This is a genomic window from Salinicoccus roseus (genome assembly GCF_003814515.1).
Lineage (GTDB): Bacteria > Bacillota > Bacilli > Staphylococcales > Salinicoccaceae > Salinicoccus > Salinicoccus roseus.
This window is the reverse complement of the sequence record NZ_RKQJ01000001.1, coordinates 761,744-777,602: the sequence shown is the minus strand read 5'-3', so window position 1 is coordinate 777,602 and position 15,859 is coordinate 761,744. Positions and strand designations below refer to the sequence as shown.

Annotated in this window: 20 protein-coding genes; 14 read left to right on the top strand and 6 right to left on the bottom strand. The window is 50.0% G+C overall.

Annotated elements, in window-relative coordinates; translation table 11 throughout:
• Positions 1-30 precede the first annotated feature (30 nt).
• The gene (locus tag EDC33_RS04065; RefSeq protein ID WP_188358174.1) at positions 31-924 is read right to left on the bottom strand and encodes a COX15/CtaA family protein; all 894 of its coding nucleotides are present in this window, start codon (positions 922-924) and stop codon (positions 31-33) included.
• A 310-nt stretch (positions 925-1,234) separates the two neighbouring features.
• On the opposite strand from EDC33_RS04065, the gene cyoE reads away from it, so the two are divergent.
• The 7 genes from cyoE (at position 1,235) to EDC33_RS04030 (ending at position 7,796) form a co-directional block, all read left to right on the top strand.
• Entirely contained in the window at positions 1,235-2,155 is a 921-nt protein-coding gene (gene cyoE / locus EDC33_RS04060; RefSeq protein WP_124010247.1) for a heme o synthase, read from the top strand.
• A gap of 30 nt (positions 2,156-2,185) precedes the next feature.
• Positions 2,186-3,346 (top strand): cytochrome c oxidase subunit II, encoded by a 1,161-nt coding sequence (coxB, locus tag EDC33_RS04055; protein WP_124010246.1) that lies wholly within the window; start codon positions 2,186-2,188, stop codon positions 3,344-3,346.
• Positions 3,347-3,348: 2 nt separating this feature from the next.
• A complete protein-coding gene (locus EDC33_RS04050; protein ID WP_124010245.1) occupies positions 3,349-5,265 on the top strand; it encodes a cytochrome c oxidase subunit I in 1,917 nt (638 codons plus the stop codon).
• Positions 5,265-5,891 (top strand): cytochrome (ubi)quinol oxidase subunit III, encoded by a 627-nt coding sequence (locus EDC33_RS04045; RefSeq protein WP_040105727.1) that lies wholly within the window; start codon positions 5,265-5,267, stop codon positions 5,889-5,891. Before EDC33_RS04050 ends, EDC33_RS04045 begins: the two co-directional genes overlap by 1 nt.
• A 1-nt stretch (position 5,892) precedes the next feature.
• Positions 5,893-6,234, top strand: a complete 342-nt coding sequence (locus EDC33_RS04040) for a cytochrome C oxidase subunit IV family protein (RefSeq protein ID WP_040105726.1) — start codon at positions 5,893-5,895, stop codon at positions 6,232-6,234.
• A gap of 131 nt (positions 6,235-6,365) precedes the next feature.
• Complete coding sequence (gene ctaG / locus EDC33_RS04035) at positions 6,366-7,319, top strand: cytochrome c oxidase assembly factor CtaG (RefSeq protein ID WP_124010244.1); 954 nt, start codon at positions 6,366-6,368, stop codon at positions 7,317-7,319.
• Between the two features lie 21 nt (positions 7,320-7,340).
• Entirely contained in the window at positions 7,341-7,796 is a 456-nt protein-coding gene (locus EDC33_RS04030) for a DUF420 domain-containing protein (protein ID WP_094905875.1), read from the top strand.
• Between the two features lie 52 nt (positions 7,797-7,848).
• On the opposite strand, the gene EDC33_RS04025 is transcribed toward EDC33_RS04030, so the two are convergent.
• Positions 7,849-8,208: a YugN family protein gene (locus EDC33_RS04025; RefSeq protein ID WP_040105723.1), complete on the bottom strand. Its 360-nt coding sequence runs from the start codon at positions 8,206-8,208 to the stop codon at positions 7,849-7,851.
• A gap of 140 nt (positions 8,209-8,348) precedes the next feature.
• Here EDC33_RS04025 and EDC33_RS04020 point away from each other — a divergent pair, with 140 nt between their 5' ends.
• Positions 8,349-8,795, top strand: coding sequence for a YlbF/YmcA family competence regulator (locus tag EDC33_RS04020; RefSeq protein WP_040105722.1), 447 nt, complete (start codon positions 8,349-8,351; stop codon positions 8,793-8,795).
• A 52-nt stretch (positions 8,796-8,847) separates the two neighbouring features.
• On the opposite strand, the gene EDC33_RS04015 is transcribed toward EDC33_RS04020, so the two are convergent.
• Positions 8,848-9,768, bottom strand: a complete 921-nt coding sequence (locus tag EDC33_RS04015) for a glycerophosphodiester phosphodiesterase family protein (RefSeq protein ID WP_094905874.1) — start codon at positions 9,766-9,768, stop codon at positions 8,848-8,850.
• A gap of 88 nt (positions 9,769-9,856) precedes the next feature.
• On the opposite strand from EDC33_RS04015, the gene EDC33_RS04010 reads away from it, so the two are divergent.
• Entirely contained in the window at positions 9,857-10,120 is a 264-nt protein-coding gene (locus tag EDC33_RS04010; RefSeq protein WP_094905873.1) for a DUF2129 domain-containing protein, read from the top strand.
• A 2-nt stretch (positions 10,121-10,122) separates the two neighbouring features.
• On the opposite strand, the gene EDC33_RS04005 is transcribed toward EDC33_RS04010, so the two are convergent.
• Entirely contained in the window at positions 10,123-10,494 is a 372-nt protein-coding gene (locus tag EDC33_RS04005) for a DUF7147 family protein (protein WP_094905872.1), read from the bottom strand.
• 61 nt (positions 10,495-10,555) lie between these two features.
• On the opposite strand from EDC33_RS04005, the gene rsmD reads away from it, so the two are divergent.
• Positions 10,556-11,107 (top strand): 16S rRNA (guanine(966)-N(2))-methyltransferase RsmD, encoded by a 552-nt coding sequence (rsmD, locus tag EDC33_RS04000; protein ID WP_124010243.1) that lies wholly within the window; start codon positions 10,556-10,558, stop codon positions 11,105-11,107.
• Positions 11,100-11,585, top strand: coding sequence for a pantetheine-phosphate adenylyltransferase (gene coaD / locus EDC33_RS03995; RefSeq protein ID WP_124010242.1), 486 nt, complete (start codon positions 11,100-11,102; stop codon positions 11,583-11,585). The genes rsmD and coaD overlap by 8 nt, the downstream gene beginning before the upstream one ends.
• Here coaD and EDC33_RS03990 read toward each other — a convergent pair.
• Positions 11,572-12,708: a nucleotidyltransferase gene (locus EDC33_RS03990; RefSeq protein WP_124010241.1), complete on the bottom strand. Its 1,137-nt coding sequence runs from the start codon at positions 12,706-12,708 to the stop codon at positions 11,572-11,574. The two genes, coaD and EDC33_RS03990, sit on opposite strands and share 14 nt — an antisense overlap.
• Before the next feature lie 137 nt (positions 12,709-12,845).
• Between EDC33_RS03990 and EDC33_RS03985 the strand changes: the two genes are divergently transcribed.
• The gene (locus EDC33_RS03985) at positions 12,846-13,361 is read left to right on the top strand and encodes a YceD family protein (protein WP_040105715.1); all 516 of its coding nucleotides are present in this window, start codon (positions 12,846-12,848) and stop codon (positions 13,359-13,361) included.
• Between the two features lie 2 nt (positions 13,362-13,363).
• Positions 13,364-13,537 carry a 50S ribosomal protein L32 gene (gene rpmF / locus EDC33_RS03980; RefSeq protein WP_031548420.1) on the top strand — a complete coding sequence of 58 codons (174 nt, stop codon included), beginning with the start codon at positions 13,364-13,366 and terminating at the stop codon, positions 13,535-13,537.
• A gap of 71 nt (positions 13,538-13,608) precedes the next feature.
• Here the strand turns inward: rpmF and EDC33_RS03975 are convergent, their stop codons facing one another.
• Positions 13,609-14,073 (bottom strand): N-acetyltransferase, encoded by a 465-nt coding sequence (locus tag EDC33_RS03975; protein ID WP_040105714.1) that lies wholly within the window; start codon positions 14,071-14,073, stop codon positions 13,609-13,611.
• Positions 14,074-14,186: 113 nt separating this feature from the next.
• On the opposite strand from EDC33_RS03975, the gene bshC reads away from it, so the two are divergent.
• Positions 14,187-15,764, top strand: a complete 1,578-nt coding sequence (gene bshC / locus EDC33_RS03970) for a bacillithiol biosynthesis cysteine-adding enzyme BshC (RefSeq protein WP_124010240.1) — start codon at positions 14,187-14,189, stop codon at positions 15,762-15,764.
• The last annotated feature ends 95 nt before the right edge of the window (positions 15,765-15,859 follow it).

Genomic DNA, 15,859 nt, shown 5'->3' with positions numbered 1-15,859 from the left:
AAATAAACCCACACTTTGGTGTGGGTTTATTTATTTGGCTCTGGACAGCAGCAGGATGAAATAGCACAGCAGTCCGAAAAGCAATGTGATGAACAGGGCGTGGAGCAGGGCGATGAAGATGTTGACGAGTGTGAGGACGCTCAGCATTCCTGTCAATGCCTGCAGCACCACCAGGATGAAGGCGATCATCCAGCCGTATTTGAGTATTCTGTATTGGCTGTAATTTTTCAGGACATGGATCAGGATGATGAAGATCCATATTACGATGATTCCTGCAAGCACCCGGTGGCTCATCTGCACCCATTGATAGAAGTTCCCCGCCCACAACTGGCCCGGTCCGCAATGCGGCCAGCCGAGGCAGGCAAGGGAGGAGTCGGTATGTCTGACGAGGGCGCCACTGTACACCACGAGATAGATGTAGATGGTCAGGAATATCGTATGGTATCTCAGGTAGGATCCGATTACGAGCTCCTGTGCCTCAAACTTCTGGTCGACTTCGAAGATGAGCAGTGTAAGAAGGAAGACGGCAGCGAAACTGATCAGCGAAATGCCGAAATGCGCCGCGAGAATGAAATCGTTCTGTCCCCACATGACTGCTGCCGCACCGATAAGTGCCTGTGCGAGTATGAAGCCGATGCTGGTTGCGACGAGAAAGAGCGTTTCCCTCTTATGGGAGAGCAGCTTGAGTGCAAGCCAGCTGACCAGGCCTACAAGTATGATGGCGAGCCCTGAGACACCGCGGTGGGCGAGTTCGATGATCGTTTCTATCGGCCATGAGCTTGGGATGATCTGGCCATGGCATAACGGCCATGACTGTCCACAGCCATCGGCTGAACCTGTTTTGGTTACCAGGGCGCCACCGATCTGTACGAAAATCATCATGAGTGTGGTGATGACGGCCAGTATCTTTAAGTTTTTATACAATGGTAACACCTCTATAGTTCTTATACTGTATGTAGCCACAGAATACCAATATATAGGAAAGGATAGGTGCAGGCAATCATCAATATGCCGGATTACCCTTAACAATTCCTGAATATATGGTAAAATCTAAATGTACAACAAACAACTATTCCCAGTATAGAACACATGGGGAATGAGATTGTGGCACATTAATGAACAATTTTTGAACAATATAAAATGTAACGATTTTATTTCAGAAATGTATAGTAAATGTGTCATTTTTAATTTATTATTATCTGTAAATGTGTTTGTGGTGAAAGGAGGCGTATGGATGCAAAGTGATGTATATGGGAATGATGTGCATCATGACAGTAAGGGAATCACCTTCAAGGCAGTGAAGACACTGGTCAAGGATGGTATCATCAAGTCAAACCTGATTCCGGCTTTTGCCGCAGGTTTTCTTGCTGTAATGTACCACAACCAATCCTTCTTCTCCAATGTTCCACTTCTGCTGATGATGGTTGTGGCCACAGGGCTCGTCATAGGCGGCGTTGCAGCACTGAACAACTACTATGACCGCGATATCGACTCCGTCATGGCATCGAAGCAGTCCAGACCAAGTGTGGATGGCACTTTTTCCGGACGTGACATTCTGCTGATCGGCTACACTTTTCTGATCATCGGGGAAGTACTGCTGTTTTCAATCAATCCGACGGCCGGCACATTGGGACTGATTGCCGCTTTCGGCTATGCAGTGGTCTACTCGATATTCGCGAAACGCCATCTGCTGTCGAATACGATCATCGGTGCAATTCCCGGGGCGATGCCGCCGCTGATCGGCTGGGCTGTTATCGATCCGAATCTCCATCTTCTGGCCTGGGCGATGTTCGTTGTAATGTTCCTCTGGCAGCCGCCGCATTTCTATGCATTGGCGATCAGAAGGAGCGATGAATACAGCGCGGCAGAAGTGCCTATGCTTCCTTCCGTAAAAGGAAATCACCGTACGAGGAGATCGATCGTCTTCTGGGTGGCACTGCTTCTCTTTACCCCGATCATGATGACGGAACTTGGAACGTGGTTTGTAGTCATGGCAACTGCACTTAACATAATGTGGCTCGTCATTTCGTTCAACAGGTTCCGTCCGGTCGAAGATGATAACCGCCATGCCGGCAAGGTGTTCATCTTCTCGCTGAATTACATTATTGTATTCTTTGTAATGATTATTGTTGCTGGCTTACTAGGGAATTTCTAAAGCTTAAGAATGAAAGAGAGGTCTATTTAAATGAAAAATCGTTGGATGAATGCCAAGTGGCTTGGACTCATCACCCTCCTGGCTGTATTTGCTTCAGGCTGTGGCAAGAATCAACTCAGCACTTTGAAGCCGGCAGGTGAAGTTGGGCAGGAACAGTTCAACCTGATGCTGCTTTCCATCGTCATAATGCTGCTGGTGGTTGCAGTAGTCTCCGTTGTATTTACGATAGCAGTGATCAAAAGCCGCAGAAAGAATCTGGGTGAAGAGTTCGAACCCAAGGATGTCGCCGGAAACCATACATTGGAAGTAATCTGGACTGCGATTCCGATTCTTTTACTTATCATCCTTGCCGTGCCTACCATCTACCTGACATTCAAACAGGCGGATACACAGGCAATGGAAAACGAAGATGGTGGGGTGAACAGCGAAGAAACAGTAATCAACGTTACGGCCAATCAGTACTGGTGGGAATTCGAATATCCAAATGAAGAGGTCGTCACTTCCCAGGAGCTCGTTGTTCCAACAGACAAGAAGGTATACTTCAACCTCAAGGCTGCAGATGTAAAACACTCCTTCTGGGTACCGGCAGCCGGCGGTAAGCTCGACACCAACGTCGATGGCATCAACAGCTTCTACCTTACATTCGATGAAGACAAGGCACAGGATTCCAACCGCCTGTTCTACGGTAAGTGTGCAGAGCTCTGCGGACCTTCCCACGCCCTCATGGACTTCAAGGTCAAAGCACTGCCGGAAGAGGAATATGACCAATGGCTCGCAGACATGAAGAACATAGAAGAACCTGTACAGGCCTCTGCAGATGATGCAGCAGAAGGTCAGGAAATCTTCAACAATTCATGTATCGGCTGCCACGCAGTTACACCTACCGGTACTGGAGCACAGGGACCGAACCTCACGAACTTCGGTGACCGTGACCTGATTGCAGGTTTCATGGAACATAATGAAGAGAATCTCGTCAACTGGATCAAAGACCCTGAATCCTACAAGCCGGACAACAAGATGACAGGCCAATACGATCTCACTGATGAGGAAATCAATGCTGTCGCCGCCTACCTGATGGAACTTAAAGTCGAAGAAGGCGCAGGCGATGTAGAAACGTTAAGAGAAAGCGCTGAAGAAGGCGCTGAAGGTTCTGAAGAGGAATCCTCAGAATCTGAAGAAGGAGGTAACTAGTAATGGCATCCACAGCCAAAAAGCAAGGTGTCGGTTCTGTAATCTGGGAATACCTGACTACAGTGGACCATAAGAAGATAGCAATACTGTACTTGATTGCTGGTGGTTTCTTCTTCGTTCTTGGTGGTATTGAAGCGATGCTCATCAGGATCCAGCTCGCAGTACCAAACAATGACTTCCTCTCTGCAGGACTGTTCAACGAAGTAATCACGATGCACGGTACGACGATGATATTCCTGGCAGCCATGCCGCTGCTGTTTGCATTCATGAATGCGACGGTGCCACTTCAGATCGGGGCACGGGACGTTGCATTTCCATTCCTGAACTCACTGGGTGTCTGGCTCTTCATCTTCGGTGGTATCTTCCTGAACCTCTCATGGTTCCTGGGTGGAGCACCTGACGCAGGGTGGACAAGCTATGCTTCACTGTCCATCGCATCTGCCGGACACGGCATCGACTTTTACGCACTCGGCCTGCAGATCACTGGTGCAGGTACACTGATTTCAGGTATCAACTTTGTAACGACGATCATCAATATGAGAGCTCCGGGCATGACATACATGAGGATGCCGCTGATGACATGGACGACGCTCGTGGCATCAGTACTCATCGTATTCGCCTTCCCGCCACTTACAATCGGCATCTTCCTGCTGATGTTCGACCGCATGTTCGGTTCCAGCTTCTTCCTGGTTGAAACCGGTGGTAATACAATCATCTGGGAGCACCTGTTCTGGATCTTCGGTCACCCGGAAGTGTACATCCTGATCCTTCCGGCGTTCGGTATCTTCTCTGAGATCTTTGCGACATTTGCACGTAAGCGTCTCTTCGGATACTCAGCAATGGTGTTTGCGACCGTACTGATCGGATTCTTCGGATTCATGGTATGGGCACACCACATGTTTACAGTTGGTCTTGGACCGACAGCAAACGCAATCTTCGCAGTAGCGACAATGGCGATCGCCGTTCCAACGGGTATCAAGATATTCAACTGGGTACTCACCGTGTGGGGCGGAAGCATCGAGTTCACAACACCGATGCTCTACGCACTCGCCTTCATCCCATCGTTCACGATGGGCGGGGTTACAGGTGTCATGCAGGCCGCTGCGCCAGCCGACTACCAGTACCATGATTCATACTTCATCGTTGCACACTTCCACTACGTCATCGTCGGCGGGGTCGTTTTCGCCCTCCTGGCAGGCCTGCACTACTACTGGCCACTGATGTTTGGAACGATGCTCAGCGAGAAGCTCGGAAAGATTACATTCGTCCTATTCGTAATCGGTTTCCATACGACATTCCTGATCCAGCACTTCCTCGGACTTTGGGGAATGCCGAGACGTGTATTCACGTACCTCGATGGGCAGGGCTATAACACCTCAAATATGATATCTTCGATCGGTGCACTGCTGATGGCCATCGCGGTAATCATACTTGTCGTCAACATCATCATGACGATTGCGAAGAACCAGAAAGTGGGCCGCGATCCATGGGGCGACGGACGTACGCTTGAATGGTCCCTGCCGATTCCGGTACCTTACTACAACTTCGCACAGACACCACTTGTACGTGGCCTGGATGCCTACTGGATCGAGAAGAAGGCGAACAATGGCAGGATGATGCCGGCTGAATCACTGGAAGATTTCCACATGCCGAACAACTCATTCATTCCATTCGTAATGTCCTTCGGCCTGTTCGTAGCAGCCTTCGGTGCACTGTACTTCGCATCCGGCAAAGAGTGGGCGATCGATGCAGTAGCCGACCTGCCGCAGCACCCTTGGGCACTATGGGTACTCATCCTTGGTCTTGCGATCACATTCGGTGCAATGATCACACGTTCACTCAAGGATGACCTCGGATACTATGTAACTAAAGAAGAAGTACTGAGAGACCTTGAAGAAGAACAAAGGAGGGAGAACTAATGGCTCACATGGAGTATAACGTACCAAGTGAAAGATGGCCGGCACATCCCGAAACCGCAACGATGGAAGGGAAGAACAAGTTTGTCGGCTTCTGGATCTTCCTTGCAGGTGAGACTGCACTCTTCGCCTCCCTCTTTGCAACATATCTTGCACTGAAGGATTCGGTACCATCAGATGACCACATGCTGGCAGCCGATCTTTTCGCCCTGCCTCTCGCGTTCGTCATGACGATGTTCCTTTTGACTTCATCACTGACAAGCGTCTACGCAGTCTACCATATGAGGAACAACAACTTCGCTAAAATGCAGCTCTGGCTGGGAATTACAGTCCTTCTCGGCCTCGGCTTCCTGGCGCTTGAGATCTATGAGTTCATCGAGTATGCCCACCTTGGCCATACGTTCAGATCCAGTGCATTCGGAAGTGCATTCTACTTCCTGCTTGGAACCCACGGGTTCCACGTTGTAATCGGACTCATCTGGATTACACTGCTCATCATCCGTAATGCAAAACGCGGACTTTCCGTATACACTGCTGCGAAAGTAAACACTGCAGCCCTGTACTGGCACTTCATCGACGTTGTGTGGGTGTTCATCTTCACAATAGTTTACTTGCTGGGAGTGTTGTAAAATGGCAGAAATAAAACAGGAACCAATGTCAAAAAAGAAACTTGAGTATGTACGCCGTGAGCGCACGAAGGAGATGCGCCAACAGGTCATTTCCTTCGGACTCATGATCTTCTTCACCTTCATCGCATTTGGGATGGTGGCGATGGACCTCGACGCAAGCTTTGTCATTCCGGTAGTCATCGGTCTGGCATTCATCCAGGTCGTCCTGCAGTTCTTCTACTTCATGCACATGAAGGATAAGGGGCATGAGTTCGCGAAGCTGTTCATGATGACGGGCATGTTCTTCGCACTGGCATTCGTTGTCACGTTCATGTATATCGTCTGGATCGGTTCACCGATCTAGGTCCTCATAAAGGCCGGCACATTTCTGTGCCGGCCTTTGTTTTGTCATCATATTGTCAAGGTCAGCCCTTGCCTGATACCCCCGTGGATTCTATACTTGAACTAAGTGATTTTATAAAGGGATGATTCTAAATGGAAAACTTGTCATCTATATCAATATTCGGATTCATCGCAAACTGGAGTCCATACTTTCTGGCCTTCACCGTCTTCCTGACGGTCGCTTATTTCCTCATCACCAAGAAGTGGTATGACAATTTCGAGGGCGGCCGGCCGCTGAGGAACAAGGAAGCCATGATCTTCCTGACCAGCATGATACTGCTTTATGCAATGTACGGCTCTCCAGTGGATATTCTGAGCCATATACTTTTCAGCTTCCATATGCTGCAGATGGCAGTCGTCTTCCTGCTGATTGCGCCGCTCATGTATTTCGCCATTCCGGAATATCTGTGGAAGCATTTCGTGGGCCTGCCGGTGGTCAAGCAGTTCTTTGCGATTGCTAAAAAACCGCTGATTCCACTGATTCTTTTCAATGGCATATTCTCGATCTACCATCTGCCCGTCGTATTGGACTTTCTGAAGCAGAGCGGCATGCTGCACTCTGCATTCAATGTCATGCTGTTTGCGCTGGCTCTGCTGATGTTCTATCCGATATTCAATAAGGTGGAGCCGCAAGAGCGCCATATGGGCGGACTCTTTAAGCTTCTGTACATCTTTGGCATCGGGGCGCTGTTGACACCCGCGTGCGGGCTGATCATCTTTGCAGAGCAACCGTTGTACCGGACATATACGGATGGAGATGCATGGCTTGCGGCCATGGAACTCTGTGTGCCTTCCGGCGTCCTGGATGGACTGACAGGGCAGGGGCTCATCTCGGGGCCTGAATACTTCACGAATACGACCCCGATCATGGACCAGCAGACGGGCGGCATCATCATGAAAGTGCTCCAGGAAGTCTTCTTCGGCTTCATGCTCGGCTACATCTTCTTCAACTGGTACCGCAATGAACGCAAGGATGAAGATGAAGTGACACGCCGTTCAGTAGAGAAAGCGCGTCTGCAGAAAGAACTTTTCAATCAATACAGATAATGTAGTTAGGAGAATTCCACTGTGCATATTTTACCGACCCTCAGTACACTGTTCATCGTAATCAGTGCAATATTCATGGCAATCGGAATTGCCAAAGTGAAGAATGGCCAGGTTGAAGCCCATCGGAAGATGATGATGCTTGCGGCACTCAGTGCCCTGATATTCTTCGTCATCTATGCTTCCAGGACAGTGTTCATCGGCAACACGGCCTTCGGTGGTCCAGATGCACTGGTGCCATATTATACAGTATTTCTGATCTTCCATATCATATTGGCGACGACCGGCGGCATCCTCGGTGGCGTCCAGGTCTACCTGGGGCTGAAGGAGAAGCTTGCCAGGCACAGGAAGATAGCGCCATGGGCATCGACGATATGGTTTGCTACGGCAATCACCGGCGTCATGGTCTATGTCCTTCTCTATATCCTTTACCCGGGTGGAGAAACCACATCGTTGATCAAAGCGATCCTGCAGGGATAGGAACATAAAAAAAGGAGTGGCTCAATTGAGCCGCTCCTTTTTCATTGGTCATCTAGCTGGTCAGAGCCTGCAGATCCTGGGCAACTGCCCTGATTTTCTTTACAGCGTGATCGACTATACGTTCAGGGAAGTGTTCATCGCTTCCATACTCGATGCCTGTCGGATAGTAGTGCTTGCCCATGTAGGGGTCCATCAGCTGGATGATGGCATTTTTTGCACCCACGTCACCTTCGACAGCGTAGCCCGGCACACGCAGGTAGTAGACGCCTTCAGGTATTTCATATTTAAAGTCGAAGGTCATCCGCTCATAGTCCCATGCACCGCCGAGGACCAGTCCGTTCTTGTTCATTACATCTTGCAGTATATCCTGAGAAACGAGCATCGTCTCAAGAGTAGAGTTTTCGAAAACCATGAAATTTCCTCCCTAAGCATTTTTCCATTACTTTAATTTTAATCTATTCCTTCCACAGTTGCAAATAGTATTTGAGAACAGAAAATGCCGGTGGATGAAATGCACATGCTTGTGATACTATGAAATGAGAGGTGTTGTATATGGTGACAGAAACAGAATTGGAAATTCTAGATCAGATCGATGCCTTAAATGAAAAGATAAGGCAGACTGAAGCCTACAGGCATTATTGCAAATACAGGACACTCCTTGAACAGGATGAGGAAGTGGCTGGACTCATAGATCAATTCACACGGCTGAAGATGGATTTTGAAGAGGTGCAGCGTTTCGGGAAATATCACCCCGATTTCAGCACCAAGCGGCGGGAGATCAATCAGTTCAAGAAGAAGCTCGATATGCATCCCGTCATCATGGAATACAGGAGGGCCGAATACCAGCTGCAGGAGATGCTGGATGAGGTGCTCTACCATGTCAGCATCAGCGTCAGCAGCCATGTCAACGTCGTCAGCAGCAATCCGTTCTTCTCGGTATCCTCGGATTCCGGCGGCTGTGCTACCGGCGGCAGCTGCGGCTGTCAGTCCGCAGGCTGAAAAAAAGGTTCCCGCTCCATTATATTATGGGGCGGGAACCTTTTCTATATTTCTAATAGCGTTCCTTCATCAGGTGATGGCTGATGTCAGGATAATCGGTGACGATCGTATGTGCACCTTTTTGGATCAGTTCATCCATCTCATCCATTTCGTTGATTACCCAATATCCGACTGCCACGTTCAGGCTCTGCAGATAATCGATGAAGCCTTCCTTGTCGAGTGGGATATTGTTGTATTGCGGCGGAATCTGGAAAGTGTCTGCTTTCGGGCTGAACATGTGCTTGAACCCGGATGCGTATGCGATGTAGGCATTCCTGACCTGATCCTCTCCTGCCCCAAGTGCGATATCCTCTCCGGAGTAGAGGTGGAAGCGGTCGATCTGTGAATCATAGAAGCTTGTGACGAGGACACGGTCCTCCACACCGAGTTCATCAATCAGACGATAGAGGAGACTTGGAATGAGGCTGCCCTCATATGAATTCGGGTCATCCTTTATATCGATGTTGATGAGCTTGTCCGGGTACTTCTCGAGAAGCTCCCTGAGCGTCATGATCTTAGCATCTTCCGATCCCCTGTAAGGATGACTGCCTTCCGCGTCCCGGAAGTGGTAGCCGAAATCGAGCTCCCTGAGTTCAGCAAGGGTCATGTCGCTGACGCGGCCGGCACCGTTTGAAGTGCGGTCGACATAGGCATCATGGAATACCACGATCTCCTCATCCTTCGTCATGCGGATGTCGATTTCGAATCCGTCCACATCGAACTTGCCGGCCTTATCGAATGCCGCTGCCGTATGCTCCGGGGCGAGCCCCATGCCGCCGCGATGGGCGAAGATATACGGGGAGCGGTGTCTGAAGTAGGGCTTGATGTCCCTGATCGCTGGCTCTGATGTGACCTTCGTGCCGACCCACAGTCCGCCGATCAGTCCGCCTGTGACACCGATTGCGGTCAAAAGGGTTTTAGTACACTTTTTCATAGTTAGTCTGCCTCCAATTATAGTTTCATTTAAAACTTCCCATTTCCATGGTATCATAACTCTATAAAATTATATAAGGTGGGTTAATATGCTTGAGAAACGCATTGGCATATACATTTATTTTAAACAAAATAAATTCATACGACAATTGAAACGCTACGGCCACCTCATATACGTCAATAAGGAAAAGAAGTACTTATTACTATATATATACGAATCGGACCTCCCTCAAACCATCGAAGCGCTGAATGCGCTGAAGTATGTCAATGATGTGCTCGTTTCGGAATATCCGAACATCAAGAGGGAGTACGGCACCGAGAATTTCGAGCCGAAGGACTACCGCGTCATCTGACTTCAGGTCATCGGCGGTATGAGGTGGTTCAGGCGCAGCACGCCCGTTATGTACTGGTAGAACTGCTCCCTTTCGTAGAAATCCTCCGGATCGCGTGTGGAGAATTCGACTACAGGTATATCTGCGGCTTTGCACCATTCCTGGATCAGGGTGTATTTCCGTCCGGTGCCCTCCTTATAGGCGACACCCCGGTATATGGTATAGATGGCCTGAAAATTGCCGCGTACCGGTGACATGATCAGTATAAAGGTGGATGGCCCGTCGGTTGTATGCAGGAATATGCCCCTGTCTATCCTTGAAGCGTTGTGTCCGATCAGCGCCTCCAGTTCGAACAGGTCGCCGTGCCCTTCTCCGAGCGTGATGAATTTTTGCATGCTTATCAACTCCCATCCATCATTTTAAACCAACAGTGAAAGGAAAGAAAGTGGGTCTGCCATGAGAATAATCAGTGGAAAATACAAATCGAAGAAACTTGCAGCACTGAAGTCCAACGACACCCGCCCGACTACCGACAAGGTCAGGGAGAACATATTCAATATTCTGGGCGATGTGGAGGGCGGCGTCCTCGACCTTTTTGCAGGAAGCGGGGGACTTGGCATCGAAGCATTGAGTCGGGGGGCGACTCATGCTATGTTTATAGATGGTGCAAAAGACGCCATAGCCATCATCAGGGAGAACACCGAGGGTCTCGATGAGCCCGTGGAGATCTTTCGCAATGACTACCGGCGCGCACTGAAGGCCATGGCAAAACGCAAAAAAAGGTTCAGCCTGATCTTCCTGGATCCCCCCTACCATAAAGGCATGGCCGGAGAAGCCCTGAAGATGATAGAGGACTTGGATATACTTGAAGACGGCGGCCGGATTGTCGTGGAGACCCACAAAGATGAGAAATATCCGATACATAGTCACGTGAGCATCAGGGATGTGGCATATGGGACCATCCGTGTAAATGTATTGACGAAAGGAGGAGGGGAATATGATGGGTAGAATTGCAGTATGTCCGGGAAGTTTCGACCCGATCACATATGGACACCTTGATATCATTGAGCGCACGAGTAAAATATTCGATACGGTCTATGTCTCGGTCCTGAAGAACTCTTCAAAGGAAGGGCTGTTCACCCCGGAAGAACGGGTTGAACTCATCAGGCAGGTGACGGAACGCTATCCGAACGTGGAGGTGAGGAGCTTCAATGGTCTTCTGATCGACTTCTGTGAAGAGGTCGGCGCAGAGGCCATCGTCAGGGGGCTGCGGGCCGTCAGCGACTTCGAATATGAAATGCAGCTCACATCCATGAACCGCAAGCTGAACAGTTCGATAGAGACGATATATATGATGACGAACAACAACTATTCATTCATCTCTTCCTCGATCGTAAAAGAGGTTGCAAAGTACGGCGGCAAAATAGAGGATGTTGTGCCGCCGCTTGTTGAAGAGGCGCTGAAGCGTAAATTCAATCTGCTATGATGACCGGCGTATTATAGTCATTACGCTGTGAACGGCTGAAGATGTTGTGGATGTCGGTCGCCATGATCTCATCCTCGACATGATGCCGGTTCGTACTTTTGACGTTGGTGATGACGGGAAGATCTTCCGGCAATGTCTTCAGGAAGGACTGGCCGGTCCGGTTCATCGCCAGCACCCTGACGGCATCCTTCATGACATGGCTCTCCATGCGCGACTGGGTGATGCCGAGCAGTATATAGAGCATGAGGCGGTTCAGGCGCGTCCACGTATAGCGCTTCGTCTTGACGCTCCCGATGAATGCACTGTAGGAATGGTGCTCCCTGATCTTGGCGAGCAGCCTGTGTTCGATGCCTTCGGTCATCATGTATATGCGGCGGAGGTCTTCCGCCGAACTGCGCTGGATCAGGAGCTTCAGCGTGGCGAACAGGTCTTCGTTGGAAAGCGGCCCTGCTGCATTTATGATTCCGGCGAGCTCACGCGGCATGTACTGTGATGCCTCTTCCACCCTGCCTTCCCTGAGGGCTTCCCTCAGGCTGGTGGCACTGGAGAAGCGGGACTGTGACAGCGTCGTTTCGCTGTACCTGTTGCCGAGGCGCGGAATGGTCAGGGGTACGATGTCCGATCCAAGTTCCTCGATTGCCCGGATGTATGCCAAGCCGAGTGTATTGTTCGCTCCACCGAAGAGGTCGGAACGGATGGAGGCGTTGATGGCGCGGGGGTAGCTGTACCCCTTCTTCATATAGGTTTCCATACGGGATTTGATGTCGCTGTCCTTCAGCTTGGAATGGACTTCCTTGAGGGCGTTGATGTCACCGGATTCGCTGCCGAAGACGATGTGGTCGCTGCCGAGCAGTTCGGCGATGTGCACGCCGCCCATGGCGAAATCATCGGCGAAGCTGATGGCGTTCAGGAGGGGGAGTTCCACCACAAGGTCCACATGACGGATTGCGGCTTCAGCCCGCGTGAACTTGTCGGTGACGGCGATCTCCCCGCGCTGGGTGAAGCTGCCGGACATGATGGCGATGACGACATCGGCGCCCGTCAGGCGCCGTGACGCTTCTATATGATGGATATGCCCGTTGTGGAAGGGATTGTATTCGGTTATCAAAGATGTGATAATCATCATTAACGGCTCCTTTCTATTCAATGATATTGTAACAGAAATCGCCTGCAGAATAATGCATGGTGTTAAGAAAAAAACTTGACAGAAAACCTTGTTGAAGGTACAATGTTTTTTGTGCTCATAAGAGGTGAAACTATATGAGATGGTCATTAACACAGCTTAAAAAGTTTAATCAGGAATCAATCGCTGTAAATGAAAAGGTCCAGTTCGGAGAGATCACAGACCGCAAGGATGTAACCTCCATCGAGGAAACTTCTGTAGAGGGAGAAATCCATGTCCGGAATCGGCAGATTTCGGTCGATCTTACGATAGATACAGTGGTTAATATGCTCGATAGCCGTACTTCTGAAGATATAGAAGTACCCCTTCACATCGAATCGAAAGAAATATTCGATGAAGAGGCGGGCGAAGACGACGAACTGGCTGAAAATGTTCATCCAGTGACCCACACTTTGGATCTGGAGCCTGTTGTCCGTGAACTGATTGTGGTCAACATCCCATTCGTCATCACGAAGAGTGATGAGGCGCTGACCGGCGGCAAGGAATGGTCCGTCATGACGGAAGAAGAGTTGACTCAGGAGGAAGAGGACGTGGATCCGAGACTGGCAAAGTTGAAATCGCTGCTAGACGACAGTGAGAATAAGGAGGAATAGACATGGCAGTACCAAAAAGAAGAACCTCAATTACACGCAAAAGAAAACGCCGTACGCACCTGAAACTTTCAGTGCCTGGTATGGTGGAATGCCCAAACTGTGGAGAAATGAAACTTTCCCACCGTGTATGTAAAGAATGCGGCAGCTATAAAGGTGAAGATGTCGCAGCAAACTAATTGATGCGATCATAAAAGTCGCTGGTGGAACGAGTCCACCAGCGACTTTTTTTGTTTTATGGATGATTGGTCTAGTTGAGTACATAGCCTTCCGGATACCAGATCAGTGGATCTTCCGACATATCGCGTTCGATGTCGTATTTCAAGGGCTCGAAGCCATGGATCTCGAAGAATCCGCGGGAGTTCTGCCGGCTGATCGCCTTGATCGGGATGCCGTAGCTTTTGGCATAGTCGATCAGCTTGCTGCCGAAGCCGCGTCCCCGGTATTTCTCAAGCACTTCAAGCTTCCAGATGACCATGTAGTCATGCGGCGGGTCGAAAATCGGTGCATGTTCATCCTCCCTGCGGTAGAGACACATGCGAGCGGCCAGCGCATCGCCGACATAGATGCCATAGAATGGGGAATCCATATTGGCGTCGATCACGTTGCCTTCGAGTTCCTTGGTCATCTGGAGCTCCTGCGCCCCATATTCACGGAACTTCTTGAAATCTTCTGCTGTCTTGTAATTGATTGCTAAATGCTTAACTTCTGACATTTTCCTCTCTCCTTTGGTTTCATTATAGTATACATCTTCAAAACCGTTCAATTGTTTTATATGCCCATAATATTTATAATTTAAATTATTACCCCCGAAGAAGGAGACGAATTATGGAAATTGAATGTTTGGATTTCGCACAGGATGAATTTACACAACGATTTAAGGGCAGGGAACAGGATGTGCTCTCATTCTACGAAGACCTCTCCTATGATGCGGAGAGTCTGAAGGAGGTATGGGAAAGGCCTGCACACCAACATACGGAGGCACTTGCCGACATCATAGAGGAGGAAATGGCACGCTACGGCCTGAGCGGGGCACAGCGTGAAAACCTGGAGAGGCTCAGACAGGGCAGCCGTGTCGTCATCGGCGGCCAGCAGGCAGGCCTGTTCATGAGTCCGAGCTACATCGTACACAAGATCATCACGCTCCTCGTAATGGTGGAGGAGGTCAGGGAGAGCCACGGCTATGAAGCAGTGCCCGTATTCTGGATAGCGGGGGAGGACCATGATTTTGACGAAGTGAACCACACCCATGTCTACGACCAGGCGCACAGGAGGCGCAGGAAGATTGCCTACAAGCCGAACCTGACAGTGCCTATGAGCCTCGGATTCTATAAGTATGACCGTGGGGATATGAAGGCCACCCTCGATGCAGTCGTCGAGGAATGTGGGGATTCTGGATTTTTGAGGAGCAGGAAGGCGGCCATCATGAAGATGATAGACACACATGAATATTGGACTGAACTTTTCCATGCTCTCGTCCACGATGTATTCAGCGAAGAGGGGCTGATCATCTTCAATGCCCACAGCAGTGCAGTCCGCAGACTTGAAGTCCCGATGTTCAAGGAGATGCTGGAGCGTCATGATGAGATCGACCAGGCGTTCAGGAGCGGCCAGGCGGCTTTCGGTGCCGCATGCAGCCTGCCTCCGATGATCGAGACGGATACGAATGTCCATCTCTTTACAGGTTCCGAGGAGAACAGGACGCTGCTGGTGCACGACGCGGACGGATTCGCCACAGACAAGGGAGTGGTTTCCAAGGACGAACTGCTTGCACGGCTTGAGGAGGCACCGGAGACATTCAGCAACAATGTCGTTACACGCCCGCTCATGCAGGAGATGCTCTTCAATACACTCATCTTTGCCGGTGGCGGGGCTGAGGTGAAGTATTGGGGCGAGCTCCATGAAGCCTTCCGGAAGATGGAGGTGCCGATGCCGATTGTAGTGAAGCGTATGGAGATCATCCATGAAGACATGCGTCTGCGCAAACTCATGGACAAATACGATCTTGAAGTCTCCCACCGTCTTCATGAGGATGTGGAACGGAAAAAGAAAGAACTGCTCGATGATGCGACCGACGCCTCCTTCCTGAAGGAAGTGGATGATATGCAGACGAGGCTTGAAAGGGACTATGATGCAGTGGAGGCGGCATCCGAACGCACCCACCGCCACCTGATCGAAGCCAACCTGAAAGCCCACCGGAAACAGTTCGACTACCTGAAACGGAGATATCAGCTGGAAGTCAGGCGGACACTCCGCCACCAGCTGAATGATTTGGAAGAGGTGGCTGAAAGGATCCTGCCGGGCGGCAGCCTGCAGGAGCGCATCTACCACCCATGGATGTTCCCTGGAATCGACCCTTCCACCCTGTCCTATACAACAAAGCTCACCATCATCAAGGGCGTCTAGCCGAAAGACAGCTTTCATTGGATATGAAAGCTGTCTTTTTTCTGTTCTGGTAATTAAATTCACTGGATAGCATATAATTTGTGGTACAGAGTGGG

Excerpts from the sequence above, each read along its gene's own strand:
- cyoE (WP_124010247.1), top strand. The coding sequence starts at position 1,235 with ATGCAAAGTGATGTATATGGGAATGATGTGCATCATGACAGTAAGGGA.
- coxB (WP_124010246.1), top strand. The coding sequence starts at position 2,186 with ATGAAAAATCGTTGGATGAATGCCAAGTGGCTTGGACTCATCACCCTC.
- EDC33_RS04050 (WP_124010245.1), top strand. The coding sequence starts at position 3,349 with ATGGCATCCACAGCCAAAAAGCAAGGTGTCGGTTCTGTAATCTGGGAA.
- EDC33_RS04045 (WP_040105727.1), top strand. The coding sequence starts at position 5,265 with ATGGCTCACATGGAGTATAACGTACCAAGTGAAAGATGGCCGGCACAT.
- EDC33_RS04040 (WP_040105726.1), top strand. The coding sequence starts at position 5,893 with ATGGCAGAAATAAAACAGGAACCAATGTCAAAAAAGAAACTTGAGTAT.
- ctaG (WP_124010244.1), top strand. The coding sequence starts at position 6,366 with ATGGAAAACTTGTCATCTATATCAATATTCGGATTCATCGCAAACTGG.
- EDC33_RS04025 (WP_040105723.1), bottom strand. The coding sequence starts at position 8,208 with ATGGTTTTCGAAAACTCTACTCTTGAGACGATGCTCGTTTCTCAGGAT.
- EDC33_RS04020 (WP_040105722.1), top strand. The coding sequence starts at position 8,349 with ATGGTGACAGAAACAGAATTGGAAATTCTAGATCAGATCGATGCCTTA.
- EDC33_RS04015 (WP_094905874.1), bottom strand. The coding sequence starts at position 9,768 with ATGAAAAAGTGTACTAAAACCCTTTTGACCGCAATCGGTGTCACAGGC.
- EDC33_RS04010 (WP_094905873.1), top strand. The coding sequence starts at position 9,857 with ATGCTTGAGAAACGCATTGGCATATACATTTATTTTAAACAAAATAAA.
- EDC33_RS04005 (WP_094905872.1), bottom strand. The coding sequence starts at position 10,494 with ATGCAAAAATTCATCACGCTCGGAGAAGGGCACGGCGACCTGTTCGAA.
- rsmD (WP_124010243.1), top strand. The coding sequence starts at position 10,556 with ATGAGAATAATCAGTGGAAAATACAAATCGAAGAAACTTGCAGCACTG.
- coaD (WP_124010242.1), top strand. The coding sequence starts at position 11,100 with ATGGGTAGAATTGCAGTATGTCCGGGAAGTTTCGACCCGATCACATAT.
- EDC33_RS03990 (WP_124010241.1), bottom strand. The coding sequence starts at position 12,708 with ATGATTATCACATCTTTGATAACCGAATACAATCCCTTCCACAACGGG.
- EDC33_RS03985 (WP_040105715.1), top strand. The coding sequence starts at position 12,846 with ATGAGATGGTCATTAACACAGCTTAAAAAGTTTAATCAGGAATCAATC.
- rpmF (WP_031548420.1), top strand. The coding sequence starts at position 13,364 with ATGGCAGTACCAAAAAGAAGAACCTCAATTACACGCAAAAGAAAACGC.
- EDC33_RS03975 (WP_040105714.1), bottom strand. The coding sequence starts at position 14,073 with ATGTCAGAAGTTAAGCATTTAGCAATCAATTACAAGACAGCAGAAGAT.
- bshC (WP_124010240.1), top strand. The coding sequence starts at position 14,187 with ATGGAAATTGAATGTTTGGATTTCGCACAGGATGAATTTACACAACGA.